A 24,151-nucleotide genomic window follows, 5' to 3' on the forward strand; every position below is an offset into this window, starting at 1 on the left:
GCGGCTATGGCCCCCAACATGGAAAAGCAAAAGAAACCCTCTCGTCAGCAGGTCTATACCCTGCTTGTGCAGATCGGACGCAAGGATGGCGACGGCCTACCTGAAGGCGCGACCGGGGCCGCGCTGATGTGTTTCGCCAGCGGTGTCGATGAGGCCGAAGCCGTGCGCGAAACCGTGGCCATTCTGAAACAGGCCGATACCGCGCCGCTGGATGTCACCGGCTATGGAACTCTGGCCGAGCGCGAAGCGCAGGGCCACGACATTGATCCCGACGAACGGGCGCTGATGCAACGGGCTTTGGACGAAAACGCGGTCATCGTTGCGCAGATGACGCCGTTCTTTGGCGATGAGGAACAGGCTTAATTCCGCACCCCGAACCACTTGCGGTAAATCTCGTCATAGGTGCCGTCTTCGCGCATCGACAACAGCGCCTGATTGACGTCCTCAACCAGAGGTGAGCCGGTCGGGAAGGCGATCCCATAGCTTTCGCGTAGGAAAACTCCACCGGTCATGGACGCGATCCGGCGCCCTTCGTGCGCGGCATAGTAAGACAGGATCGGGGCGTCGAAGACCACGGCATCCAGGTTTTTGTCCTTGAAGGCGGTCAGCATCTCTTCAAGGCCGGAATATCCAGTGAACTCGATCTCACGTCGGTTCAGGAAACTGGCGGCGGTTGAATTTGAAATCGTGCCTACTTGCTTGCCATATAGATCGTTGACTGAATTTACGCTGCCGCTGATCGCATCGACCGTCATGACCGATGTGATGCGTGCCGTAAACACCGACACGATGAACAGGGATGAAACCACCAGAACCACACCCAAAAGACGACCGAACGGGGTGCGCGGCATACGCTCTTCGAACCCGCCATTTACCACCAGGTTCAGCGCCCACCAGAAGGACGGGAACCATGCCTCGTTCAGCTTGCGGTCGAAATAGGGCTGCGAGCGGCGTTCGAACGTCCACATCAACATGCCGCCGCCCAACAAGAGGGCAAAGGCCAGGCCGATGGCGATGAACAATTCGCGCGACAGCAACGCGTGCAGCAGCGACGGCTGGCGCGCGGCTTCGGACGGGACCATGATTTGCAACCCGGCCTCGAAAATCGGCTGACTGAAATCCATCTGCGTCTCGCGCGCGGCGGTGATCGAAATGTTGGCGATGGCCATATCGGCGGACCCGTCCCGCACCGCGCCCAGCATGTCGTTGAAGGTCCCGACCCGATCGACCGAATACTCCCAGTTCAGCGACTCGGCCAGCGCCTCGAGCAGGTCCATGGAAAACCCGGTCTGTGCCCCGTCTTCGACATAGGAAAACGGAGGGCGGGTCACCGTGGTGACATCCAGCGTCTGGGCCCGACTTTGCTGTGCAAGGATGGCAAAGGTCAGGCAGACCAATGCGAAAAGCGCGCGTATCATCTTCAAATCACCTGTTTCGCGGGGCTCTAACGCAGATTTGAACGGTGCAGCAAGGCGGTCGCGGGGTAAAGACCCGTGTTTTGTTTGGGGGGCAGGGTGGATTGCGCGGAAAAAAGGCATCAGATTTGCGTGGGCAGGGGTTGGCAATTGCCCCAATTCGTTGAATCTGTGCGCGCAAACGAACCAAAGGGGCCTCGCCATGACAGATCCGGTAGAATTGACAGCGGCCCTGACCCGTTGCCCATCGGTCACACCCGAGGAAGGCGGTGCGCTGGTTTTATTGGAGCAACTGCTGTCCGATGCAGGCTTTGACTGCACCCGCGTGGACCGCGGCGGCATCAGCAACCTGTTTGCGCGTTGGGGCAAAAAGGGCCACGCGCGCAGCTTTGGGTTTAACGGTCACACCGATGTCGTTCCGGTTGGGGATGAGGCCGCTTGGACCATGCCGCCCTTTGGCGCCGAAATCCGCGATGGCGTGATGTACGGGCGCGGGACGACCGACATGAAATCCGGCGTGGCAGCCTTTGCGGCGGCAGCCGTGGATTTCGTGCGCGACACGCCGCCTGATGGTGCCGTGATCCTGACCATCACTGGCGATGAAGAGGCCGATGCGCTGGACGGCACTACGGCGTTGCTGGATTATATGGCCGAGGCGGATGAGAAGATGTCGGTCTGTCTGGTGGGTGAACCGACCTGCCCGAACACGATGGGTGAGATGATGAAGATCGGCCGCCGGGGCTCAATGACCGCGTGGTTCACCGTAACCGGTGTGCAGGGACACTCGGCTTATCCACACCGGGCGAAGAACCCTCTGCCCGCGATGGCGCGGCTGATGGATCGGCTGGCCAGTCATGAACTGGATCAGGGCTCGGACCATTTTGATGCCTCGACTCTGGCGGTTGTGAATATCGACACGGGTAACGAAGCAACCAACGTGATCCCGGCACAATGCAACGGAGCGGTGAATATCCGATTCAACGATCTGCATTCCGGCGCAAGCCTCAGCGAATGGCTGAAAGCTGAGGCGCAAAACGTGGCCGAAACCTATGGTGTCGAGGTTGGCGTGCGCATCAAGATCTCGGGCGAATGCTTCCTGACCCCGCCCGGTCCTCTGTCTGATCTGGTGGCGCAGGCGGTTGAGGCGGAAACCGGTGTGCGGCCCGAGATGTCCACAACGGGCGGCACCTCGGACGCGCGGTTCGTCAAGAACCACTGTCCGGTGGTCGAGTTCGGCCTGGTTGGCCGCACAATGCATCAGGTGGATGAATGCGTCGAGGTGGCGCAGATCGAACAGCTCAAGGCGATCTATACGCGCATCCTGCGGGACTATTTCGCCTGAGTGATGCAGCGCACTCTGGTAATCATGGTGAAAGAGCCACGCCCGGGCCGGGTGAAAACACGGCTGGGCCGCGATATCGGCATGGTCGGCGCGGCGTGGTGGTTCAGGCATCAGACCCGGTCGCTGATCCGGCGGTTGCGAGACCCGCGCTGGCAAATCGTGCTGGCGGTTTCACCAGACCGAGAGGGGCTGACCAGCCGCATCTGGCCCGCTGAGCTACCGCGCGCGGCGCAAGGGCGGGGGGATCTGGGCGACCGGATGGGGCGAATGCTGCGCGGCATGCCCAAAGGGCCTGTTTGTCTGATCGGTGCAGATATTCCCGGTATCACGCGAGGACATATTGCTCAGGCGTTCAAGGCTTTGGGGCCGAAACAGATGGTGTTTGGACCTGCACCGGATGGAGGCTACTGGCTGGTCGGCGGGCAAAGATACAGCGCGTTGCCCTTGAACCTGTTTCGCGATGTCCGTTGGTCGACCGAACACGCTCTGGCTGACACGTTGGTATCAGTCGCGGGCACCCGCGTGGCCTTGCTGAACCAGTTGCGCGATGTCGACACCGTAGCCGATCTGAAACCCTGATCCTTTTTAGTCATGACGCCGTCGCACCGCCGTGCTAGGCCGGAATTATGACTCGCATCCCCACCAAGCAAGAGGTCCTCGACTGGATCTCGGCGAACCCCACACTGACCTCGAAACGCGATATCGCCAAGGCCTTTGGCATCAAGGGCGCGGACCGGATTGATCTGAAGCGCATCCTCAAAGAGCTTGAGGCCGAAGGGCATCTGGAAAAGCGCAAACGCAGCTATGGCGACCCGGATCGTCTGCCGCCGGTCAGCGTGTTGCAGGTAAAGGCACCAAATGACGACGGCGACCTGTTTGCGCGCCCGCTGGAATGGCATGGCGAAGGGGTCGAGCCGATTGTTCTAATCATTGCCCGTGCCAGCGATCCCGCGCTGGGCGAGGGCGACCGCATTCTTGCTCGTCTGACCGTCGTGCATGAAGAGGACCACAACTACGAGGCCCGCCTGATCCGCCGCATCGGAACCAATCCGCGTAAAATCGTCGGCATTTTCCGCAAAGGGGCCGAAGGCGGGCGGATCGTGCCCATCGACAAGACCGGTCAGACCGAGTGGCTGGTCCATGACGGCGCGGTTCTTGGGGCGAAAGACGGTGAATTGGTCGAGGCTGAACAGGCCGGGCCGAAGAACCGCATGGGCCTGCCTCGCGCAAGGATCGTGGAACGCTTGGGCGACCCCTCCGCGCCCAAGGCTGTCTCGCTGATCGCGATCCATCAGCACGGCATTCCCGACGATTTCCCCGACAAGGTGATTGCCGAGGCCGACAAGGCCAAACCGGTTGGCCTGAGCGGGCGCGAAGACCTGCGGGATATGCCGCTGCTGACCATCGACCCCTCGGATGCGCGCGATCATGACGACGCCTGTTATGCCCATCCCGATGATGATCCTAAGAACCCCGGCGGCCATGTCATCTGGGTCGCGATTGCCGATGTCGCTGCCAATGTGCAGCCCGGCACCGCGCTGGATCGTGAGGCACGCAAGCGCGGCAACTCCAGCTATTTCCCCGACCGCGTGGTGCCGATGTTGCCGGATCGTTTGTCGGGTGACCTTTGCTCGCTGCACGAAGGCGTTCCGCGCGCCTGCATCGCCGTGCGAATGCAGATCGATGCTGACGGAAACAAAATCGGCCACCGATTTGTGCGCGGCCTGATGCGGTCTGCCGCCTCGCTGCATTATGCCGAGGTGCAGGAGGCCATAGACGGTAACCCGAACGACCGCACCGGGCCATTGTTGGAGCCGGTGTTGAAACCGCTCTACGCCGCTTATGCCGCGCTGAAAAAGGCGCGCGCTGTACGGCAGCCGCTGGAACTGGACCTGCCCGAGCGCAAGATCGTTCTCAGCGAAAAGGGCGAGGTCGAAAGCGTGGCCTTTCGCGAACGTCTGGACGCGCACAAGCTGATCGAAGAATTCATGATCCTCGCCAACGTGGCCGCCGCCGAGACGCTGATCGCCAAACGCCGCCCGCTGCTATTCCGCGTGCACGAAGAACCCGCGCCCGAAAAACTGGAAAGCCTGCGGGAAACGGCGCAGGCTGCAGGGCTGAACCTTGCCAAAGGGCAGGTGCTGCAAACCCGGCATCTGAACGCGCTGCTGAACGCCGCCGCCGGTACCGAGGATGCGGAACTGATCAACCTCACCACCCTGCGGTCGATGGCTCAGGCCTATTACAATCCTGAAAACTTCGGCCATTTCGGGCTGGCGCTGCGGAACTATGCTCACTTCACCTCGCCCATCCGCCGCTATGCCGACCTGATCGTGCACCGGGCGCTGATCTCGGCCCATGGCTGGGGCAAGGATGGGCTGACCGAAGATGAAATCGCCCGATTGGATGAAACGGCCACCCATATCTCGGACACCGAACGCCGCTCGATGATGGCAGAACGGGATACGACCGACCGCTATTTGGCTGCCTACCTCAGCGAGCGAGTAGGCAATGAATTCGCGGGCCGCATCAGCGGCATCGCTCGGTTTGGGGCCTTTGTGAAGATGGATGAAACCGGCGCGGACGGGCTGGTACCCGTGCGGTCACTGGGGCGCGAGTTCTTCCACTTCGACCGTGAGGCAGGGACGTTGATGGGCTCGGACACCGGCCTGATCATCGCCATCGGCCAGCGCGTCACCGTGCGTCTGACCGAGGCCACGCCTGTCACTGGTGGGCTGGAGCTGGAACTGTTGTCCATCGACGATCAGGCTCTTCCCCGCGGACGCGCGCCAAAAGGGCGACCAACACGGCGCAAGGCGGTCAGTACCAAGCGCAAGAAGGACAAGATCAAACGCAAGGTCGAACGCAAACGCCGTCAGAGGTGATAGGTCAGCGCCCGGGCAATCAGCCAGCCGTGGCGCGTGGGATCGATCTGCGCGGGGTCGTCGAACAGAACGGCCCTGTTGCCGTCGATCCGATCCTCACCCGGAAAGGCCGAGGTGAAATCACCCATTAACCGGCTTTGACAATGCACGAATAATGCAAAAGACGCGGCTTTATGCGTGCCAAGCCGGATCGTCGACCCCTTCGGGGCCAAATAGGCAGGCTGCCCCCAACGCAGCGCCTCTTGCAGAGGTTGCGCGGTGGGCAAAGACGCGGCGGTCTCAAAGATCAACGCGCGCAGGATCAGGGCACCGGAACGGGCGTTTTTTGGCAAGGTATCATAGGCTGCGGCCACTTTGGGGTCGTCAAACGGTGTCATCTCAGCAGCTTACCCGGTTTCTCCCTGCGCGTCAGAAGTTCCAGTTTGAGCACTTTGTGAATTTTGCATTTTGCGCTATTCTGACCCCGAGCAGTAATCAGGAATTTCGGAATGCGTAAATGCACAAGTGGCGTCATTGCCGCTGCATTATGGGCATCCATTGTGCAGGCGGAATCCCTCAAGACAGCGGATGGGTCTCAGACCTTTCAGCTGGCCTCGGCCGATCTGACGGTGTCGTTACGACCGGTCTTGCGGCCCTCAGCGATGGAGTATCGGGTGTCGACCGAAGGTAACGCGCGGTTTCAGGCGTGGCTGGGGGCGTTTCGGGACAGGGCGCTTGAACAAGGCATCTCGGCCGCCACGCTGGATCGATCTCTGGCCGGGCTGACCTATGACAAGAAGATCATTGAACGCGACCGCAATCAGGCCGAGTTCTCGAAACCGATCTGGGAGTATCTGGATTCTGCCGTGTCGGACACGCGGGTTTCGAACGGTCGCGCCGGGTTGGACCGTCACCACGCGACCCTGACCCGGATCGAGGCGCAATATGGCGTGGAAAAAGAGGTCGTCACCGCAATCTGGGGCCTTGAGACCGCATTTGGCACGTTTCGGGGCAGCGATCACACCATCCGATCGCTGGCGACGCTGGCCTTTGATGCGCGGCGGGCGCAGTTCTTTGAGACTCAGCTGATCGCGGCGCTGCAGATTATTCAGGCGGGGGATGTCAGCCCCGATCATATGGTCGGCAGCTGGGCCGGGGCGATGGGGCATACGCAGTTCATGCCGACCTCGTACCTAGACCATGCAGTGGATTTCGACGGTGACGGACGGCGGGATATCTGGTCGGACGATCCGACCGATGCGCTGGCTTCGGCCGCTGCCTATCTGGCGCGGCACGGCTGGACCAAGGGGCAACCTTGGGGGGTCGAGGTACGCCTGCCCGAAGAGTTTGACTTTGCCTCCGCCAATCGGGACTACACGCTGCTGCCGTCGGATTGGGCCGCGCGCGGTGTGGTTGGGCGTGATGGCAAACCGGTCCCGGATCACGGGCAAGCCGCCATCCTTTTGCCAGCCGGAGGGCAGGGTGTGGCGCTGATGATCTTCGACAATTTCCGCGTGATTGAGACCTATAACGGCGCCGACGCCTATGTGATCGGCATCGGCCACCTGTCTGACCGACTGGCTGGGCGCACCCCGTTTCAGGCCGGCTGGCCTCGCGGCGACCGGGTGCTGAGTTTCACCGAGAAAAAGGAACTGCAATCCCGCCTGACCGAGGCCGGATTTGACACTCAGGGCGTTGATGGACGCACCGGGCCGAACACGACCAATGCGGTACGGGCCTATCAAATCGCACAGGGTCTGTTGCCGGATGGATATGCGAGTCTCAGGCTGTTGGAGCGGTTGCGGTGAAGTATTGAGACGTATGTTGAAACCAACAGTTTTTGAGCGCTTTGTGACCGCAAGCGCTATTGGTTGATACCAAGACGATCGGTCACCTTGTCGGCAATCATGCGAGCTTCGGCTTGCTCCAACCCCATTCCAAACCCTGCTGTCCGAAGACCGTAGTCAAACTTTAGCCCGCCAAAGCTGCGGTTGCTGAAGAGGCCATGCATGTTCTGTTGCCCGCCAAACAGCGTTCCGTTGGGCGGGTTTTTATTTGCCTGGACGTTGGCAATGTGGTCGGTATCATAGGACCATGAACGGCGAAAAAGGGGGATGCGTCGCTGAATCGTTAGGATGCTGTTAGATATAGTCAGCAATTCGTACCCGGCAATGTTCCACAGCACCTGCGACAAGGCGAACAAACCGCCGACAGTCCACCCTCCGAGCCATGCCAGCAGAAACAGTGAACCAGAACCTGTTTTTCCGGAAGGTAGTGTTCCCAAGACCATCACTTCTCCGAATGCCCAGCCGCATAGCCAAAACATCAGGAAAGCCGTGACAAAGAAATTGGACTTACTTTTTACTCGGACCTGAAATTGGTCAGGGTTTTCAAAAATTTTCGCTCTGCCAGAATTGGGATTTTCGATCTTTGCCATTAGGTGCTTTTTCCAAAATAACTTTACGTAGACATAGTCTTGAATGGACTAAACTTTAAGGTGATTTTTCAGGGGGGTTGTTGTTTTCGATGGAATTCGGGCGGCGACCTGCTTTGGTTCTATGAAAAAAAAAAGGCGGCTTGGTTGAAGCCGCCTTCCATCCAATGCAATTTAACTGGGCTCAAGACGCCGCCTTCATCAACCCCTGTGCGATGATTTCGGCCTGTGCCTCGTCCAGCGATTTGTGGATCCGCACGAACATCTCGTCGATATCTGCAGGCGTCAGCACCAGCGGCGGAGAGATGATCATCCGGTCGCCCACATGTCGCATGATAAGATTGTTGGCAAAGCAGCGGTCGCGGCAGATATAGCCGACCGTGCCGGGCTCGGACGCGAACTTAGCGCGGCTGGCCTTGTCCGGGGTCAGTGCGATCGAGGCCATCATACCGACGATCTTGGCCTCACCGACCAGCGGGTGATCGACCAACGCCTCCCATTTTTGTTTCAGATAGGGCGCGGCGACGTCGCGGACGTGCTCTACGATCTTTTCCTCTTCGAGGATGCGCAGGTTTTCCAGCGCAACAGCAGCAGAAACCGGATGGCCGGAATAGGTGTAGCCGTGGTTGAATTCGGTGCCGCCGATGACTTCGGCGATCTCGTCATTTACGATCGAACCACCAATGGGCGCGTAGCCCGAGCTGAGGCCCTTGGCGATGGTCATGATATGCGGCTTGATGCCAACAGTTTCAGATCCGAACCAGTTGCCGGTGCGGCCAAAACCACAGATCACCTCATCCGCGATCAGCAGGATATCGTATTTGTCGCAAATGCGCTGAACTTCGGGCCAGTAGGTATCCGGTGCCACGATCACACCGCCCGCGCCCTGCACGGGTTCGGCGATGAAGGCTGCAACACGGTCTTCGCCCAGTTCCAAGATGGCCTCTTCCAGTTCCCGTGCGCGGGCCAAGCCGAAGTCTTCCGGCGTCATGTCGCCGCCTTCGGCCCACCAGTTCGGCTGGTTGATGTGGTGGATATTCGGGATCGGAATGCCGCCCTGCGCGTGCATCCCGGCCATTCCGCCCAGCGAGGCAGAACCCACGGACGACCCGTGATAGGCGTTCTTGCGGCTGATGATGATGTTCTTGTCGGGCTGACCTTTCTCGGCCCAGTAGGTGCGCACCAGTCGGATGTTGGTGTCATTCGCTTCGGACCCGCCTGCGGCGAAGAAGACGTGGTTCAGATCGCCCGGCGCCAGTTCGGCCAGTTTCTTGGCCAGCGCAATGGCGGGCACATGAGTCGTCTTGAAGAACGTATTGTAATAGGGAAGCTCGCGCATCTGGCGGGCGGCGGCCTCGGCCAGTTCGTCTCGGCCATAGCCGATATTGACACACCACAGACCAGCCATGGCGTCCAGAATCTCTTCTCCCTCGCTGTCGGTCAGGTAGACGCCCTTGGCGCGGGTGATGACGCGCGCGCCCTCTTTGCCAAGCGAGCCGTTGGCTGAAAACGGGTGCATGTGGTGGGCGGCATCCAGTGCCTGCAATTCAGCGGTGGGCATGTGATTGGTAATGGTGGACATCTGGAAATCTCCTGCAAGAGCCGTTGACGCTCACAATATGATCAAATTTTTTCCTGTCAATCGAATCGCATAAATCTAGTCATGGGACAGGGCGTCGACCATCAGTTCCATTCCCTGTTCAATGTCCTGCGCGGTGGCCTTTGCCACCCCGTCGGCGTTCTGGGCACGCAAAGCGGTAAGGATATCCTTGTGCCGATCCGGCAGGCTCTGCGTGCCAAAGCGGCCACAAACCACCCGCAGAGACGGCCCGAACCTGAGCCACAACCGCTCGGCCAAGTCGCTGAGAATCGGTGCATTCGCGTGCGAATAGAGTGTCTCGTGAAAACTGTGGTTCAGGCGCAGATAACCGCTGACGTCACCATCGGCGATCGTGCGGTCTAGTTGCTGGTCGATGCGTTCAAGACGGTCGATATCAGTGTCATTCATATTCGTAGTTGCGCGTCTGGAAAGCTCTGTTTCTATTGATAATCTTGCAAAAATCATTTGCTCAACATCACTCGCCGACAGCAGTGGAACACTGACCCTGCGGTTGCCCTGAAACACCAGCGCGCCATCCGAGATAAGGCGCCGGATAGTCTCGCGCACCGGGGTCATTCCAACGCCCAGAGATTCGGTCAGACCCTGTATCGTGACCGGTTGCCCCGGCACCAATTCGCCGAACATGATCTGCGCTTTCAGGGTTTGGTACACCTGCTCATGCGCGGGTCGTTTTTCACCTTCGGCCTTCGTTCCCGGTGCCTTATTTTTGATCAAATCCAATTGGTTTGCCCTGTTTCTAACGATGCTGACTTGCCAGGTGCCTGACCTTTTGAAACCATACGCGGGATCGGGGGAAAACGCAAAACTTGATCAAATCCAAAAAAACGGGAAAATACCCGTACACTTGCAGGGAGAAAAAAATGTCAATCAAAACGCTGACGATGACAGCGGTCATCGCATTGGGGACTTCGGCGGCCTTCGCCGAAGAGGTGCGTGTCTACAACTGGTCCGACTATATCGACGAGGACCTTCTGAAGAAATTCGAGGAAGAAACCGGCCTGACGCTGATCTACGACGTGTTCGACAGCAACGAGGTTCTGGAAACCAAAATGCTGGCCGGCGGGTCGGGTTATGATGTGGTGGTGCCGTCTGGTACTTTCCTTCAGCGTCAGATTCAGGCTGGTGCCTTTCAGGCGCTGGACACGGCCAAACTGTCCAACTCGGGCAATTTGTGGGACGTAATTCAGGAGCGCACCGCCGGTTATGATCCGGACAACGCGTATTCGATTAACTACATGTGGGGCACGACCGGCATCGGCGTGAATGTCGACAAGGTCAAAGAAGCCTTGGGTGACGACGTGGCCCTGAACAGCATGGATCTGGTTTTGAAGCCGGAGAACATGGAAAAGCTTGCCTCATGCGGGGTACATTTCCTCGACGCACCAGCTGAAATGATACCGATGGCCTTGCAGTACATTGGTGAAGATCCTGACAGCCACGACCCGGACGTCATCAAGAAGGTCGAAGAGCTTTTGACCAGCGTTCGCCCGCATATCCAGAAATTCCACAGCTCTGAATACATCAACGCTTTGGCCAATGGGGATATCTGTGTGGCCGTCGGTTGGTCAGGTGACATTCTGCAAGCCCGGGATCGTGCGGCCGAAGCCGACAATGGCGTGACTATCGAGTACCACCCCTTCGCCGAAGGGTCGTTGATGTGGTTCGATCAGATGGCTATTCCAGCGGATGCTCCGAACCCCGAAGGCGCGCACAAGTTCCTAAATTTCATTCTGGATGCCAACAACATGGCTGCGGCGTCGAACTACGTCTACTACGCCAACGGCAATAAAGCCTCGCAAGAGTTTCTTGAGGAAGATGTGATCGGTGATCCGGCGATCTATCCAGATGATGCGACCATGCAGAATCTTTACATAACGACGCCCTATCCGTCCAAGACGCAGCGCATCGTGACGCGCATGTGGACCAAGATCAAATCGGGTACCTGATCCGATTTTGCGCAGGGCGGCCAGAACCGCCCTGTGCCTTTTTCCAGATTGTCGAACGGGGGCCGTTTTGAATTCTGACATTTTTGCGCCGTGGGAAGACCCGCAGGCGAAACCTTTGATCCAGTTCCAGAATGTCACCAAACGGTTTGGCGACTTTACGGCCATCGACAATCTGTCTCTGGACATTTTCGAGCGCGAGTTCTTTGCGCTGCTGGGGCCGTCGGGCTGTGGCAAGACGACCATGATGCGGATGCTGGCGGGGTTCGAAAAGCCAACCGAAGGGCATATTATGCTGGGGGGTCAGGACATCGACCCGATCCCGCCAAACAAGCGGGCGGTGAACATGATGTTCCAATCCTACGCGCTGTTTCCGCATCTCAGCATCTGGGACAACATTGCGTTTGGACTGCGCCGGGACAACATGCCCAAACATGACCTTGAGGATCGTGTTGAAGAGATGCTGCGCCTCACCCGGCTAGAGCAATTCGCCCGCCGCAAGCCGCATCAAATTTCGGGCGGGCAACGTCAGCGAGTGGCGTTGGCGCGGTCGTTGGCGAAGGCACCGAAGCTGCTGTTGTTGGACGAGCCGTTGGGCGCGCTGGACAAGAAACTGCGGCAGGACACGCAGTTCGAACTGATGGATATTCAGGAAAAAACCGGCACCACCTTTGTGATCGTGACCCACGATCAGGAAGAGGCGATGACGGTTGCCAGCCGCGTGGCCGTGATGGATCAGGGCAAGCTGATGCAGGTGGCAACACCGGATCGTATCTATGAGAACCCCAACTCGGTCTATGTCGCGGATTTCATTGGTGACGTGAACATCATTGAAGGCCGGGCCTCGGCGGATGGCGAAGATACCTATCAGATCGACTGGGCCGAGGGGCAGTCGCCTTTGACGGCGACCTCGGCCAACGATTTTTCAAACGGGCAGGCCTGCCACATTGCGATCCGGCCCGAGAAGGTGACGATTTCCGCCGATCGCCCGGCAGATGCGATCAACGCTGTGCAGGGCAAGGTGCATGACATCGCCTATCTGGGCAACCTGTCCACCTATCACGTCGAATTGCCGAACGGCACGATCATCAAGGCGCAGACGGCCAATACCCGCCGCATCTCACGCCGGTCGTTCACATGGGAAGACCCGGTCTGGCTGTCCTGGACAGCTACGGCTGCGGTTCTGCTGGCGAACTGATGCGCCGCGCGTTTCTGATCGCTGTTCCTTACGTCTGGCTGCTGGCGCTGTTTCTGGTGCCGTTTTTCATTGTCCTGAAAATCTCTCTGTCAGACACCGAACTGGCTATCCCGCCTTACACGCCGACACTGGATCTGTCGCAGGGCTGGGCCGGGGTCAAAGACTTCTTCAGCCAGTTGGACTTTGAAAATTTCGTCTGGCTGACCGAGGATGATCTTTACTGGAAAGCCTACCTCTCCAGCGTCAAGATCGCTGTGATTTCCACCTTTCTAACCCTGCTGGTGGGCTATCCCATCGCCTATGGTATGGCGCGCGCGCCTGTGGAATGGCGACCGACGCTGATGATGCTGGTGATCCTGCCGTTCTGGACCTCTTTCCTGATCCGGGTCTATGCGTGGATGGGCATCCTGTCGAACGAGGGCTATCTCAACCAGTTCCTGCTGTGGACGGGCATCATCTCGACCCCTCTGACCATTCTGAATACCAATACGGCGGTCTATATCGGTATCGTCTACACCTATCTGCCGTTCATGATCCTGCCGATTTATTCGTCGCTGGAACGGATGGATGGATCGCTGATCGAGGCCGCCGAAGATCTTGGCTGCTCGCGCCTGCAAGCCTTCTGGCTGGTGACGATCCCGCTGTCGCGCCCGGGCATCATCGCAGGGTGTTTCCTTGTCATGATCCCGGTGATCGGTGAGTTCGTCATCCCCTCGCTGCTGGGCGGATCCGGCACGCTGATGATCGGTAAGGTGCTGTGGGAGGAGTTCTTCTCGAACCGCGACTGGCCAGTGGCCAGCGCGGTGGCAGTAGTGCTGTTGCTGATCCTTGTGGTGCCGATTGTTCTGTTCCAGCGCAACCAGCAGAAACAGGCGGAGGCGGAACAATGAGCAGGTTAAGCTGGTTCAACACGGTCTCACTGACGCTGGGGTTTGCCTTCCTCTATATCCCGATGATCATCCTGATCATCTTTAGCTTCAACGAAAGCAAATTGGTTACTGTCTGGGCAGGCTTCTCGGTCAAATGGTATGGTGAGCTTCTCCAGAACGAGCAAATTCTGGACGCCGCATGGGTGACTTTGCGCGTTGCGGTATTCTCGTCGACGATCGCAACAATTCTGGGTACCGCTGCAGCCTATGTGTTGGTGCGTGGGGGCCGCTTCTTTGGCCGCACTCTGTTTTCCGGCATGATTTACGCCCCGCTGGTGATGCCAGAGGTGATCACCGGCCTGTCGCTGTTGTTGCTTTTCATCGGCATCGGACTGGATCGCGGCATCCTGACCATCGTTTTGGCTCATACGACGTTTTCCATGTGTTTCGTCTCGGTCGTTGTGTCGTCACGCCTTGTGACGTTCGACCAATCGCTGGAAGAGGCTGCACTGGATTTGGGCTGTTCACCCGCACAGGCGTTTCGTCTGGTAACCCTGCCGATTATCGCCCCGGCCGTAATCTCGGGATGGCTGTTGGCTTTCACGCTCTCGCTGGACGATCTTGTGATCGCGTCCTTTACCTCAGGACCGTCAGCGACGACCTTGCCGATGAGGATTTTCTCTGCCGTGCGATTGGGGGTCAGTCCCGAAATCAACGCGCTATCGACGATCATGATCGCGGTTGTAACCATTGGCGTCATCACCGTGTCGCTGATCACGAAACGTGCGATGGTGCGGCAAAAGCAGGATGAAATGGCCGCCGCGCGGACCGAATGAAACGGCTGTTCCCGGACTATACCTATGGGCCCGGCCCCCGGACCAATTGCTGGTGGGACGAGACGATTGCCAGCCCCGACTGGCCGGTTTTGCACAGCGATCTGAAGGTCGACGTTGCCATTGTCGGTGGCGGCTTCACCGGGCTGTCGGCGGCCCTGCATCTGGCCGGGGCCGGGGTCTCGGTTGCCGTTCTCGAGGCCGAAACCCCGGGCTGGGGCGCATCCGGACGCAATGGCGGGTTTTGTTGTTTGGGTGGATCAAAGCTGAGCCATGACGCGATGCTCCGCCAGGTCGGGGAAGCCGCCGCAAACAGCTATGCCCAAGCCGAGGAAGAAGCGGTACATCTTGTCGCCGATCTGCTCGGCACGCATTGCATCGACGCCGATGTACATTCACAGGGTGAGACCCAGTTGGCCCACACTGCGCGCGCTATGGAGAAGTTGCGGCGGCGGGCCGAGGCGTCGGGTGCGCTTCATGAATCCGGTGACCTGCCAGGGCTGGGCTTTGGTAAGGGGTTCCACGGCGGCTACACCAACCCGGTCGGGTTTGCGCTGAACCCCAGAAAATACATGTTCGGGTTGGCGCAGGCGGCCCAGTCCCGCGGTGCTGATCTGTTCCAACAAAGCGCGGTGCAAGCCATCCGTAAGGTGCAGTCCGGTTTCGAAGTTCAGGCCAATTCAGGCCGGATCAAGGCGCAGAATTTGCTGATCTGCACCAACGGGTATTCCAGCGAAGACATCCCACCCTGGATGGCGGGCCGTTACATGCCTGCTCAATCCACGGTTCTGGTGACCCGTCCGCTAACCTCGGCCGAATTACAGGCGCAGGGCTGGACAACCGATCAGATGTCATACGACACCCGCAATCTGCTGCATTATTTCCGCCTGATGCCCGACCAACGGTTTCTGTTCGGAATGCGCGGAGGGTTGCTGTCCTCGCCACGGGTCGAGGCCGCAATTCGGCGCAAGGTCGTCAAGGATTTCAAACAAATGTTCCCGGGCTGGGCGGGTGTAGACGTGACCCATATGTGGTCGGGCATGGTTTGCCTGTCGCGGGGACTGACGCCTTATGTCGGGCCTGTGGCGGAGCAGCCGGGGATGTTCGCTGGGTTCGCCTATCACGGAAATGGGGTGGCGATGGGCACCTATTGCGGGCGTGCTCTGGCACGGATGGTTCTGGGGCAAGAAACTGAACTGCCGGCCCCGATCACCCGTGCCCCGCAAAGGTTTCCGTTGGGGCGTTTGCGGCGTGCGTTGATGCCACCAGCCTATGCGATGATGGCGCTTGCAGATTGGTAAGGGTCAGAACGCCGCCAACTCCAGCTCCAACCCTTCCGCGTAATCGCCCGCGCCGTTTTCGACACGCCACAGACAATAGGCCGCCGTCCGCCACGCATACCAGCGGCGCAGCGTCTTAAACCGTTTCACCGTATCTGCGTGACCATAGGCGGATAAGAACTGACGCTCTTCCGCCTGCGTCAGAGCCGCGCCGCGGTACACGCGCTGCATCGCCGGGGACAGGAATAAAGCCAGATCCTCACACGGGTCACCCTGTGCCGGGCATTGCCAGTCGATCAGGGTCAGGCCGGACGGTGTGGCCAGAATATTCCCGGCGACCGGGTCACCGTGGATCAGGCATGTTTGCGCGGTTGGGGGCACCTGTTCTTCAGGCCTCAGCCGTTCCAGCCGAAGCCGCATTTTCGAAACGCACCCGTCAAGAATGCTCTGCGCATGCTGCGCCAAGTCCGCGCTGCCGTTGCATCCTTTGGGCGCCTGTACGGGCGGGTTGAGCGTATGAAGCTTGCGCAGCAGCGCCCCCACTTCAGCCGCCCCCTCGCACCAGGGCGCGCCCGGCGCGTGATCGTAGAACACCCATCGGCCGTGTTCATGCTTACCGGCCGCGCGCAGGCGCGGTACAAAACCGGTGGGCTCCAGAGCGGTCAGGCACTGTGCCTCCAACTCGGCATCGTTGCGAAACAGCGGATTGCGCAACCCGGCGCGGTACAGTTTCAGCACCTTGCCGCCGTTTTCTTCCAGCACCTTCCAGACCTGATTGGTGCGTCCGCCATACAAGGTCTGAAACCGCGCATCCCCTGCAATCAGACCCCGATCGCGCAGGTCATCGACAAGATCCAGCGGAGGGGTAATCGGGTCAGACAGAGGGGTCACCGGTACAAGAAGCGAGTCGCAGGTTGCACAGGTGTGGCCTGTCGCGCCCGGCAGATCAAGCTCCGGCGCGAACCGCTGTAACCATTCCCACCGGAACGACCTGTCCACTTTCCAGTGTCAGTAAGACCGAGTCTTCGCCAACCTGTGCCTCAACCACCTGATTGTAGGCCGCGACGGGTTGGGTCGACAGCAGTTTATCCCGGTCATAGCTTTCCAGCGTTGCCGTATAGCTGCCCGCCCGCAGCGGGCTGCCATCACCGGCTGTTCCGGACCAGACAAAGTCGGTCTGTGTTACTGGAACAGAAATCCGCTCGATCTCGGTTCCGTTGCTGTTACGGATGACCATGACCGCACCGTCGGCCGCCGTTGCAGCTTGCGCGGACAGGGTCAAAGGTTCACCGTCAAAGTGAAACGCTGCGGTGGTCCGGACATCCATGCCGACCCAATTGGCCAATTCCTCCAGCTTGACACCGCCCAGCGACAGCACCAACTCGGACAGCGCCTCGTTGGTTTGCACCTGTTGTTCAACCATCGAAAACTGCGCTAGTTGTGAAGCATATTCACTGGAATCCATCGGCTCCAACGGGTCCTGATTCTGCGCCTGAGTGGTCATCAGCAACAAGAATGTGTCGAAATCGGATGCCACTGACGGGGCCTGCGAACTGGACGCCGCCTGCGCTGGCGTGTTGGTCTGAGTCGTCGATTGCGTTGGGGTGATCATGGTCAAAGCCTCATGTCGATTCGCCCGTCAGGGCGATGTGTAGGCGCGCCGGACCAGCCTCGGCGGCGTGCTCGGGTTGAGAGGTCGAGAACGCGTTGCCCTCACCCCCCTCAGATTGTTCGTGTTGCGCATCGGCGGATGTGCCCAGATCAAAGGACAGATCGCCCAGACCGAAATTCTGGAACTCGGCCTCAAGAACCGAGAGGTGGCGCCGCATCATGTCCAGCGTCTCAGGGCGTTCTGCGCTGATAGTCAGATGCAGGCCGTCGTCGCGGCCATTCAGAATGATCGAAACGCGTCCCAGTTCTTCGGGATTCAACGCAACCTCGATGGTGCCGGAATGTGGCCGGACATTGATAGCGGTCGCCATCTGAGATGCAATGGCACGCGCCGTTTCCGCGCGGGCGGTGGCTGTCATTGCCTGAACCGCGGGTCCCGATTCGCGTGAGTACGATAGCGTCGGGGCCTCTCTGGCGGCCTGTATGTCCTCAACCTCGGGGGTAGGCAGCGTGTCCGTTTGGGGGCTGGTTTTCTCGGTCGCCAGAAGCTGCATCTGCACAAATGTCGGTGCGCGTTCCGGTATTTTCTGGATCGGTTCCGCCACTGGCGTGGATTGCGCTACAGGCCTGTCCGGGTCGGAAAAGACCGACAGAATCGGCGACTCTTTCGGGCGCTGGTCCGAAACGGCCGGACCCATCGACGAGCTCTGCGGTTTAAGGGTGCCTTCAGTCGGGCGTCTTGGTTGCTCGGCCCCTGAAATCAATGCCTGAAAGACCGGCGGAAGCGCGCGCTGCGCTGGGTTTTCGGCTGTTTGCAGGAGTTCAGCCTGTGGAGGACCCGGTTGCTTGTCCCCGGTCGATTCGGCGTTAGCCTGAACGACCGGCGGTGTTTTAGACCGCACTTTGGGGGCCGTGTCCAAAACAGGTTTTGGAATCGCCTCTGCAGCAACAGGGCGGATTTCGGCAGGCGGCTGGTTATCCGGTGCAACAGCGATGTCTGTCGACTCAGCCTCTTCCGTGACGACCTCCAGTTCGGACGCTGCGTCCGGATCCTGAACCAGAAGATCAGCCGTTTCAGCACCCCCGTAATGCGGACCGGTATCCTGATCCAAGACCGTTTGAAAGGACATACCGCCATTGGACTCGCGCGCCTCCTGCGGGGTCGCATCGGGTTTCGCGGCGGCGGCGGTTGGCGAGGACATCACCGCTGAAAGAGGGTTGGGCATTTTGCTCCGGCTCCTTTTGTGTAACCGAAATCTGCCCGCAGGAAGTTACGTTTATTTTAACCGCTTTCGCCTTTGATCGAGAAAGTTCGATGCAAATTTCGGAGAAAGCAATGAAGGTTTCTGCGACACCTCCCGTCACGCAACCACCGAAGACACCTCAGAAAGTAAAGGCCGCTGCTGTCGAGTTGGAGGCGGCGTTTTTGGCTGAAATGCTCAAGGCCTCCGGGTTGGGCAAAGCACGCCAATCCTTTGGCGGCGGCGCAGGGGAGGACCAGTTTTCGTCGTTCCTTGTGCAGCATCAGGCGCGCGCACTGGCCGAAGCCGGTGGCGTCGGCCTGTCCGAAATTCTGTTCAAGTCCATGATGGAGAAAACCAATGCCGACCAAAGCTGACACCGACCTGATCAAGTCCTTGGAAGAAGTGCTGGACCTTGAGCGGACGGTGCTGGTCGACGGTGATCTGGACCGGCTGAATCACATGGCGCCGGAAAAGGAAAAACTGATCGGGGCAATCAATGACCTTCAGGTCTTTGACAGTGCCGAGTTGATTCGCCTGCAAGAGAAGGTGGAGCGCAATCAGGCCTTGCTGAACAGCGCGGCCGAGGGGATTCGCGCCGTGGCCAGCCGCATGGCCGAATTGCGCCGCGTGCGTCAGGAATTCAGCACCTATGGCGCCGACGGTCGGCGCAACGGATACACCGTGCGCCACCATGCAAAGCTGGAAAAACGGGCATAGTGACGGGTTTGATTCAAATCCGAGTTTTCTGGCTTGGGCGCTTTAGCACTCCGTTAGGGGATCGGCGGCAAAGGTGGTCGGGCACCTGAAACAGCAGGTGGCGCGAACAGCCCGACGGCGGATCGCACTGATCAGAAAGACGTCAAAGCCCGCAGATGGTGCGGGGTAAGCATGGGCGCAAAGGGCCCGAACGGAAAAGGAAGAAAGCTATGTCCAGCATTCTGACCAACAATGGCGCAATGGTTGCGCTGCAAACTCTGAAATCGGTCAACAAGAACCTGGCACAGACCCAGAACGCGATCTCGACCGGTAAGGACGTTGCAACTGCCAAAGACAATTCGGCCGTCTGGGCGATCTCCAAAGTCATGGAGTCCGACGTTAAGGGTTTCAACGCGATCAAGGACAGCTTGGCGCTGGGTGAATCGACTGTTGCCGTGGCACGGAACGCGGCTGAAACCGTGACGGACCTTCTGAACCAGATGAAAGGCAAGATCGTCGCGGCCCAGGAAGACAACGTGGATCGCGGCAAGATCAATGCGGACGTGAGCGCGCTTAAGGATCAGATCGAGTCCGTTGTTGGTGCGGCACAGTTCAATGGATTGAATCTGGTGAACGGGTCTTCGGGTCCGGCTTCGATCCTGTCGTCTCTAGATCGTGATGCATCTGGTGGTGTGACACCGTCGTCGATCAGCGTTGCAGCGCAAGACCTCTCGGTGGGTGGCTACACAGCCAAGGGTGTTCTTGCTGGGTCGGACAACGTGACCACTGACAACGATACCGCAGGTTTCACTATGGATAAGTCCGGTGGCACCGGGGATATCGTGATCGACAGTTCGACCGACAACTTCGCAGCGGGCGACAAGGTGTCGATTGCAGTGGGTGATCAGGTTGCAACCTACACCATTCAAGCCTCTGATCTGGATCCCTCGGGCACATATGATGCAGCGTACACAGACGGTATCGTTGCTGTGGGTCTGAAGAACAAGATCGACTCGCTGGGTATCACGGGTGTCGCGATTGACTACGATTCGGGTAACCCAGGAACGTTGACCTTCGTGACCGGTACTGCAACGGCGGGCGCCGACGCGGATCGTGACGTGACCGTTTCAGCTCAATTCACCAATGCGGGTGCCGGGGGTCTTGGGGCCTTGGATGCAATCGACGTCTCTACCGACTCGGGCGCATTGGCAGCTCTGGGAACCATTGAGGGATTGATTGATACTGCCATCGACGCGTCGGCAGCGTTCGGGTCCGCGCAGGGCCGGATCGAGACCCAGAAAGAGTTCATCTCGAACCTGGCCGACTCGTTCAAATCCGGTATCGGTTCGCTGGTAGACGCCGACATGGAAGAAACCTCGGCTCGTCTGCAGGCCCTGCAGGTTCAGCAGCAGCTAGCCACCCAGTCGCTGTCGATCGCCAACCAGGCGCCGCAGTCGATCCTGTCTCTGTTCCGTTAACCTCCGAAACTTGGCCGGGGCGTGGAAACGCGCCCAGGCCCTGACCGCCCAAAGACGGGCAATTGGAAGGATTTCTAGTGACACCGCACACTCTTGCTCAGCGAGCCTATGCACAGACCGCCGCCCCCACGCGCACACCGCGCGACACCGAGTACGAGGCGATTTCAAAGATCACGCACCGGCTCAAGGCTGCGGCCGCCCAGCAAAAGACAGATTTTGGCGGGTTCGTTCAGGCCCTGCACGAAAACCGCCGTCTTTGGTCCGTTCTAGCCAGCGGTGTCACGGATTCGGACAACGCCTTGCCCAACGAGTTGCGGGCACGGATTTTCTATCTGGCCGAGTTCACCGAACAGCACAGCAGCCAGGTTCTGGGCAACAAGGCAACGGTGGAACCGCTGCTTGAGATCAACATGGCCGTTTTGCGCGGCCTGCGGCAAATGGGGGCCACCTGATGGGCGGGCTGGTTCTGAAACTGGCCCCGAAAGAGAGGGTTCTGATCAACGGCGTGGTTGTTGAAAACGGGGATCGCCGCAGTCGGTTTTCGATCATGACGCCTGATGCCAACGTCTTGCGTTTGCGGGACGCCATCCACCCGGATGAGGTGAATACCCCGGTGCGACGGGTTTGCTATGCCGCACAGCTTGTGCTGTCCGGCGATATGGAGCCCGAACGGGCCCGTCAGCAACTGCTGCGCCGGGTCGAAGAGCTGAGCCAGGTCTTTACCGACGCGGACAGTCGCCGTGTGTTGTCCGAGGCGACCGAGGCCTTGTTGGCCGAGCAGTATTACAAGTGTCTGAAAGCTCTGCGCGCATTGTTGCCGCGCGAAGAGCGGTTGATGGCGTATCAGCAATGACGTTCCAGCCAGTCATCCCTACGGGCGGTTTGGTGGGCTGGCGGTTTCTGCAGCGCACCTATGACGCGCAACTGGACAGCTTTTCGTCCTCATCCTTCAACGAGAGGGAGCGGCAGTACTTTCTGGACAACATCGGCAAGGTGCAAAGGGCCGAGGATCTGGTGTCGGATCGGCGTTTACTGCAGGTTGCACTCGGCGCTTTCGGTTTGGAAGACGATATCAACAACCGTTACTTCATCCAGAAAGTGCTGTCCGATGGCACCAGCGCCGATGATGCGCTGTCAAACCGGCTGTCTGACGGCCGGTATCGGGAGTTTTCCGAGGCGTTTGGTCTGGGGCCGGGTGAAATACGCCGAACCGGGCTGGCGACCTTTATGGAGGACATTGCCCGCGACAACGTCGTGTCCCGGTTCGAAATCGCGGTGGGCGAGTCTGATGAAACCATGCGCATTGCGCTGTATGCGCAGCACGCTCTGGTCGACTTGGCTGGGCAAAACGGCAGTGCAGACACCAAATGGTTCGATCTGATGAGCCTGCCGCCGCTGCGCAGTATGATGGAAACGGCGCTTGGGCTGCCATCAAGTTTCGCTCAACTGGACATCGACCGGCAACTTGAGGTGTTCAAAGACAGGTTGTCGGGTGTTACCGGGTCAGATGACCTGTCGCAGTTTACGGATGAGGAGGCGGTGGTAAAGCTGACGGACCGGTATCTTGCCCGCAGCCAGATTGCTCAGTTGCAGAGCACGATTTCACCCGCTCAATCCGCACTAATCCTGCTGGGGGCGTGACGGAAAACACGGATTCAACATCTGGTCATGCCGGTTCTCGTTGGATCCCAACACCTGTCACCAAAACGGACGTTAGCCGCTCAAAAGCGCATCTGCTGAGGTTCGGAGTGCGAAGGATGTGACCGGAAGGGACACGTTGTGCAGTTTGACATCCCCAAGCGGCTCGGCATTGGCACAGGCCGGCTGAATGTCGGCTGAGACTACAATACGATGGCCTACCTTTTTGCCATACTCCCCCAATCGGGCCGCCACGTTTGCGGCTTGTCCGATGACGGTGAAATCAAGCCGTTCGCGTGACCCGACATTGCCATAAGTAACCCGACCATAGGCGACCCCGATGGAGCAATCGCAATGGGTGTCTGATCCGGACTGGCGCAATTCGCCCAGTTTTTCGACGATTTCGATGGCAGAGCGTTGAGCATTCCAACGCGCCGACTCCGAGTCATCACCGGCTGGGAAAACTGCCAACACAGCGTCGCCGATGAACTTGAGGACCTCACCGCCGTTTTCGTGCACGATGCCGGATACGGTCTCAAAGAACTCGTTCAGCAAGTTGATATAGGCGGTACGGCCAAGACGTTCTTCCAGGCTGGTGGAGTTGCGCAGGTCGCAGAACATGATGGCGGCGTCGATCTCGTCCCCGTCGCCCCGCCGGATTTCTCCCCCCAGAACCCGCGCACCCGAGCGTTTGCCCACATAGGTTTCCAGCAAGACCTGCGCGTTTTCGCGCTGCATGAAGACCTCGTAATACCGGGCAATGACCGAAGAACACTCGAAAACCAGCCCAAGGTTTTCGGTGGTGAACCCATCCGGGTGATCGCAAGTCAGAGTCAGAACATTGGTTCGCCCGTCCGAGAAGGGCAGGGGCATGGCAACGTAATCAGTTGCGCCTTTGGCGCGCAAATCCTCCATGATCGGAAAGCTGTTTTGCGGATTTTCGTCATTCAGACGCTGACGCACCCCGCCCAGCCCGTTCGACACGTGACGCAGGGGGCTGTTGATATAGGCCGGGTGGTCGTGAATCTCATAGGTGGGCACATTGGTCGAGATCTCGGCCTCACCCTTTTCCCAGATATAGTGTTTGCCCGCGATCAGTGGATGCAGCGACCAGGCCAGAATGCTGAGCCGTTGGATGGCGATGCCGTGCTCCAGCATTTTTTCAGCTAGGGCTTTGGTGAAGGCTTCGGGGGTCTGGTTCTCGGACGCGCCGCGCATCAACCAGTCGATCAGCGGACCGCTGATATTACCATCCTCGGGGTCGCGCAGAGTGTTTTCGCCCAGATCGATCCGCGAATAGGCGTCGGGCATGAAACCGATATGGCCCTGAATGGCTGTGCTTTCGGGCAGGGCGTCTTCATAGGCCCAGACGGAATTGGCCAGCCGCTGACCATCCAGAATAACATCGTGATAGGTCGCGGTCCCTTTGAAGGGGCAGAAGGTCTGCAATTCGGTTTCCTCGCCAAGATCGATGCAGACGTCCTCCCTTGGGATGTAGATCGTGGCGGGCAGCCGCGTTTCATACATGACCTTGGCATTGCTGCTATCGGCCAAAAGGGTTTCGTCGCGGTAGATCGCAACGCGACCGGTCAGCTTTTCGACCGAGATGTCGTAACCATTGGTCTTTGGGGTGGTGTGCACATTCATCATCAGACTCCCTGACGCGAGTCTTAATAGGATGGGGC

Annotated in this window: 25 protein-coding genes; 16 read left to right on the top strand and 9 right to left on the bottom strand. The window is 59.0% G+C overall.

What is annotated here, in order from left to right; translation table 11 throughout:
- Positions 1-6: 6 nt before the first annotated feature.
- Entirely contained in the window at positions 7-363 is a 357-nt protein-coding gene (locus ACR0ER_RS17725) for a hypothetical protein (RefSeq protein WP_480560176.1), read from the top strand.
- Here the strand turns inward: ACR0ER_RS17725 and ACR0ER_RS17730 are convergent.
- Positions 360-1,418 carry a transporter substrate-binding domain-containing protein gene (locus ACR0ER_RS17730; protein ID WP_480770079.1) on the bottom strand — a complete coding sequence of 353 codons (1,059 nt, stop codon included), beginning with the start codon at positions 1,416-1,418 and terminating at the stop codon, positions 360-362. The two genes, ACR0ER_RS17725 and ACR0ER_RS17730, sit on opposite strands and share 4 nt — an antisense overlap.
- A 199-nt stretch (positions 1,419-1,617) precedes the next feature.
- On the opposite strand from ACR0ER_RS17730, the gene dapE reads away from it, so the two are divergent.
- The 3 genes from dapE to rnr are packed head-to-tail and all read left to right on the top strand — an operon-like array spanning position 1,618 to position 5,642.
- Positions 1,618-2,757, top strand: a complete 1,140-nt coding sequence (dapE, locus tag ACR0ER_RS17735) for a succinyl-diaminopimelate desuccinylase (protein WP_480770080.1) — start codon at positions 1,618-1,620, stop codon at positions 2,755-2,757.
- A 3-nt stretch (positions 2,758-2,760) separates the two neighbouring features.
- A complete protein-coding gene (locus tag ACR0ER_RS17740) occupies positions 2,761-3,336 on the top strand; it encodes a TIGR04282 family arsenosugar biosynthesis glycosyltransferase (protein WP_480770081.1) in 576 nt (191 codons plus the stop codon).
- A gap of 47 nt (positions 3,337-3,383) precedes the next feature.
- The gene (rnr, locus tag ACR0ER_RS17745) at positions 3,384-5,642 is read left to right on the top strand and encodes a ribonuclease R (RefSeq protein WP_480770082.1); all 2,259 of its coding nucleotides are present in this window, start codon (positions 3,384-3,386) and stop codon (positions 5,640-5,642) included.
- On the opposite strand, the gene ACR0ER_RS17750 is transcribed toward rnr, so the two are convergent.
- Entirely contained in the window at positions 5,633-6,019 is a 387-nt protein-coding gene (locus ACR0ER_RS17750; RefSeq protein WP_480770083.1) for a DUF1801 domain-containing protein, read from the bottom strand. The genes rnr and ACR0ER_RS17750 overlap by 10 nt on opposite strands.
- A 111-nt stretch (positions 6,020-6,130) precedes the next feature.
- On the opposite strand from ACR0ER_RS17750, the gene ACR0ER_RS17755 reads away from it, so the two are divergent.
- A complete protein-coding gene (locus tag ACR0ER_RS17755; protein WP_480770084.1) occupies positions 6,131-7,429 on the top strand; it encodes a lytic murein transglycosylase in 1,299 nt (432 codons plus the stop codon).
- A gap of 56 nt (positions 7,430-7,485) precedes the next feature.
- On the opposite strand, the gene ACR0ER_RS17760 is transcribed toward ACR0ER_RS17755, so the two are convergent.
- The 3 genes from ACR0ER_RS17760 to ACR0ER_RS17770 form a co-directional block, all read right to left on the bottom strand.
- Positions 7,486-8,058: a hypothetical protein gene (locus tag ACR0ER_RS17760; protein ID WP_480770085.1), complete on the bottom strand. Its 573-nt coding sequence runs from the start codon at positions 8,056-8,058 to the stop codon at positions 7,486-7,488.
- 181 nt (positions 8,059-8,239) lie between these two features.
- The gene (locus tag ACR0ER_RS17765) at positions 8,240-9,637 is read right to left on the bottom strand and encodes an aspartate aminotransferase family protein (protein WP_480770086.1); all 1,398 of its coding nucleotides are present in this window, start codon (positions 9,635-9,637) and stop codon (positions 8,240-8,242) included.
- A 75-nt stretch (positions 9,638-9,712) separates the two neighbouring features.
- Positions 9,713-10,396, bottom strand: coding sequence for a GntR family transcriptional regulator (locus tag ACR0ER_RS17770; RefSeq protein WP_480770087.1), 684 nt, complete (start codon positions 10,394-10,396; stop codon positions 9,713-9,715).
- Between the two features lie 140 nt (positions 10,397-10,536).
- Between ACR0ER_RS17770 and ACR0ER_RS17775 the strand changes: the two genes are divergently transcribed.
- From ACR0ER_RS17775 to ACR0ER_RS17795, 5 genes are all read left to right on the top strand, one after another.
- Positions 10,537-11,622 carry a polyamine ABC transporter substrate-binding protein gene (locus ACR0ER_RS17775; RefSeq protein ID WP_480770088.1) on the top strand — a complete coding sequence of 362 codons (1,086 nt, stop codon included), beginning with the start codon at positions 10,537-10,539 and terminating at the stop codon, positions 11,620-11,622.
- Between the two features lie 67 nt (positions 11,623-11,689).
- Positions 11,690-12,817, top strand: coding sequence for an ABC transporter ATP-binding protein (locus ACR0ER_RS17780; protein ID WP_480770089.1), 1,128 nt, complete (start codon positions 11,690-11,692; stop codon positions 12,815-12,817).
- On the top strand, positions 12,817-13,707 hold the full coding sequence (locus ACR0ER_RS17785) for an ABC transporter permease subunit (RefSeq protein WP_480770170.1): 891 nt from the start codon (positions 12,817-12,819) through the stop codon (positions 13,705-13,707). The genes ACR0ER_RS17780 and ACR0ER_RS17785 overlap by 1 nt, the downstream gene beginning before the upstream one ends.
- Entirely contained in the window at positions 13,704-14,522 is an 819-nt protein-coding gene (locus ACR0ER_RS17790) for an ABC transporter permease (RefSeq protein WP_170329542.1), read from the top strand. Before ACR0ER_RS17785 ends, ACR0ER_RS17790 begins: the two co-directional genes overlap by 4 nt.
- Complete coding sequence (locus ACR0ER_RS17795; protein ID WP_480770090.1) at positions 14,519-15,820, top strand: NAD(P)/FAD-dependent oxidoreductase; 1,302 nt, start codon at positions 14,519-14,521, stop codon at positions 15,818-15,820. Before ACR0ER_RS17790 ends, ACR0ER_RS17795 begins: the two co-directional genes overlap by 4 nt.
- A 3-nt stretch (positions 15,821-15,823) precedes the next feature.
- Here ACR0ER_RS17795 and ACR0ER_RS17800 read toward each other — a convergent pair whose 3' ends face one another.
- Genes ACR0ER_RS17800 through ACR0ER_RS17810 form a run of 3 tightly spaced genes read right to left on the bottom strand, consistent with a single transcriptional unit; the run spans position 15,824 to position 18,636 of the window.
- On the bottom strand, positions 15,824-16,798 hold the full coding sequence (locus ACR0ER_RS17800) for a phosphotransferase family protein (protein ID WP_480770091.1): 975 nt from the start codon (positions 16,796-16,798) through the stop codon (positions 15,824-15,826).
- Positions 16,746-17,411 carry a flagellar hook capping FlgD N-terminal domain-containing protein gene (locus ACR0ER_RS17805; protein WP_480770092.1) on the bottom strand — a complete coding sequence of 222 codons (666 nt, stop codon included), beginning with the start codon at positions 17,409-17,411 and terminating at the stop codon, positions 16,746-16,748. The genes ACR0ER_RS17800 and ACR0ER_RS17805 overlap by 53 nt, the downstream gene beginning before the upstream one ends.
- A 10-nt stretch (positions 17,412-17,421) precedes the next feature.
- Positions 17,422-18,636, bottom strand: a complete 1,215-nt coding sequence (locus tag ACR0ER_RS17810; RefSeq protein WP_480770093.1) for a flagellar hook-length control protein FliK — start codon at positions 18,634-18,636, stop codon at positions 17,422-17,424.
- Between the two features lie 110 nt (positions 18,637-18,746).
- Between ACR0ER_RS17810 and ACR0ER_RS17815 the strand changes: the two genes are divergently transcribed.
- From ACR0ER_RS17815 to ACR0ER_RS17840, 6 genes are all read left to right on the top strand, one after another.
- Positions 18,747-19,028: a rod-binding protein gene (locus tag ACR0ER_RS17815; RefSeq protein WP_480770094.1), complete on the top strand. Its 282-nt coding sequence runs from the start codon at positions 18,747-18,749 to the stop codon at positions 19,026-19,028.
- Complete coding sequence (locus ACR0ER_RS17820; protein ID WP_480770095.1) at positions 19,012-19,371, top strand: flagellar biosynthesis protein FlgN; 360 nt, start codon at positions 19,012-19,014, stop codon at positions 19,369-19,371. Before ACR0ER_RS17815 ends, ACR0ER_RS17820 begins: the two co-directional genes overlap by 17 nt.
- A 209-nt stretch (positions 19,372-19,580) precedes the next feature.
- Positions 19,581-20,828 carry a flagellin N-terminal helical domain-containing protein gene (locus ACR0ER_RS17825; RefSeq protein ID WP_480770096.1) on the top strand — a complete coding sequence of 416 codons (1,248 nt, stop codon included), beginning with the start codon at positions 19,581-19,583 and terminating at the stop codon, positions 20,826-20,828.
- A gap of 77 nt (positions 20,829-20,905) precedes the next feature.
- Positions 20,906-21,280: a flagellar biosynthesis regulator FlaF gene (gene flaF / locus ACR0ER_RS17830; RefSeq protein WP_480770097.1), complete on the top strand. Its 375-nt coding sequence runs from the start codon at positions 20,906-20,908 to the stop codon at positions 21,278-21,280.
- Entirely contained in the window at positions 21,280-21,681 is a 402-nt protein-coding gene (gene flbT, locus ACR0ER_RS17835) for a flagellar biosynthesis repressor FlbT (RefSeq protein WP_480770098.1), read from the top strand. The genes flaF and flbT overlap by 1 nt, the downstream gene beginning before the upstream one ends.
- Positions 21,678-22,469, top strand: a complete 792-nt coding sequence (locus ACR0ER_RS17840; protein WP_480770099.1) for a DUF1217 domain-containing protein — start codon at positions 21,678-21,680, stop codon at positions 22,467-22,469. The genes flbT and ACR0ER_RS17840 overlap by 4 nt, the downstream gene beginning before the upstream one ends.
- A 72-nt stretch (positions 22,470-22,541) precedes the next feature.
- Here ACR0ER_RS17840 and ACR0ER_RS17845 read toward each other — a convergent pair whose 3' ends face one another.
- Positions 22,542-24,113 (bottom strand): DUF427 domain-containing protein, encoded by a 1,572-nt coding sequence (locus ACR0ER_RS17845; protein WP_480770100.1) that lies wholly within the window; start codon positions 24,111-24,113, stop codon positions 22,542-22,544.
- Positions 24,114-24,151: the final 38 nt, after the last annotated feature.

This window comes from Ruegeria sp. CH8, assembly GCF_056536985.1.

What these genes read in the sequence shown, in the direction of transcription:
- ACR0ER_RS17810 (WP_480770093.1), bottom strand. Translation starts at nt 18,636, where the DNA reads ATGCCCAACCCTCTTTCAGCGGTGATGTCCTCGCCAACCGCCGCCGCC.
- ACR0ER_RS17740 (WP_480770081.1), top strand. Translation starts at nt 2,761, where the DNA reads ATGCAGCGCACTCTGGTAATCATGGTGAAAGAGCCACGCCCGGGCCGG.
- ACR0ER_RS17840 (WP_480770099.1), top strand. Translation starts at nt 21,678, where the DNA reads ATGACGTTCCAGCCAGTCATCCCTACGGGCGGTTTGGTGGGCTGGCGG.
- ACR0ER_RS17785 (WP_480770170.1), top strand. Translation starts at nt 12,817, where the DNA reads ATGCGCCGCGCGTTTCTGATCGCTGTTCCTTACGTCTGGCTGCTGGCG.
- ACR0ER_RS17760 (WP_480770085.1), bottom strand. Translation starts at nt 8,058, where the DNA reads ATGGCAAAGATCGAAAATCCCAATTCTGGCAGAGCGAAAATTTTTGAA.
- ACR0ER_RS17805 (WP_480770092.1), bottom strand. Translation starts at nt 17,411, where the DNA reads ATGATCACCCCAACGCAATCGACGACTCAGACCAACACGCCAGCGCAG.
- ACR0ER_RS17775 (WP_480770088.1), top strand. Translation starts at nt 10,537, where the DNA reads ATGTCAATCAAAACGCTGACGATGACAGCGGTCATCGCATTGGGGACT.
- ACR0ER_RS17825 (WP_480770096.1), top strand. Translation starts at nt 19,581, where the DNA reads ATGTCCAGCATTCTGACCAACAATGGCGCAATGGTTGCGCTGCAAACT.
- ACR0ER_RS17765 (WP_480770086.1), bottom strand. Translation starts at nt 9,637, where the DNA reads ATGTCCACCATTACCAATCACATGCCCACCGCTGAATTGCAGGCACTG.
- ACR0ER_RS17815 (WP_480770094.1), top strand. Translation starts at nt 18,747, where the DNA reads ATGAAGGTTTCTGCGACACCTCCCGTCACGCAACCACCGAAGACACCT.
- ACR0ER_RS17725 (WP_480560176.1), top strand. Translation starts at nt 7, where the DNA reads ATGGCCCCCAACATGGAAAAGCAAAAGAAACCCTCTCGTCAGCAGGTC.
- dapE (WP_480770080.1), top strand. Translation starts at nt 1,618, where the DNA reads ATGACAGATCCGGTAGAATTGACAGCGGCCCTGACCCGTTGCCCATCG.
- ACR0ER_RS17755 (WP_480770084.1), top strand. Translation starts at nt 6,131, where the DNA reads ATGCGTAAATGCACAAGTGGCGTCATTGCCGCTGCATTATGGGCATCC.
- ACR0ER_RS17845 (WP_480770100.1), bottom strand. Translation starts at nt 24,113, where the DNA reads ATGAATGTGCACACCACCCCAAAGACCAATGGTTACGACATCTCGGTC.
- ACR0ER_RS17730 (WP_480770079.1), bottom strand. Translation starts at nt 1,418, where the DNA reads ATGATACGCGCGCTTTTCGCATTGGTCTGCCTGACCTTTGCCATCCTT.
- ACR0ER_RS17750 (WP_480770083.1), bottom strand. Translation starts at nt 6,019, where the DNA reads ATGACACCGTTTGACGACCCCAAAGTGGCCGCAGCCTATGATACCTTG.
- rnr (WP_480770082.1), top strand. Translation starts at nt 3,384, where the DNA reads ATGACTCGCATCCCCACCAAGCAAGAGGTCCTCGACTGGATCTCGGCG.
- ACR0ER_RS17795 (WP_480770090.1), top strand. Translation starts at nt 14,519, where the DNA reads ATGAAACGGCTGTTCCCGGACTATACCTATGGGCCCGGCCCCCGGACC.
- flbT (WP_480770098.1), top strand. Translation starts at nt 21,280, where the DNA reads ATGGGCGGGCTGGTTCTGAAACTGGCCCCGAAAGAGAGGGTTCTGATC.
- ACR0ER_RS17820 (WP_480770095.1), top strand. Translation starts at nt 19,012, where the DNA reads ATGCCGACCAAAGCTGACACCGACCTGATCAAGTCCTTGGAAGAAGTG.
- ACR0ER_RS17790 (WP_170329542.1), top strand. Translation starts at nt 13,704, where the DNA reads ATGAGCAGGTTAAGCTGGTTCAACACGGTCTCACTGACGCTGGGGTTT.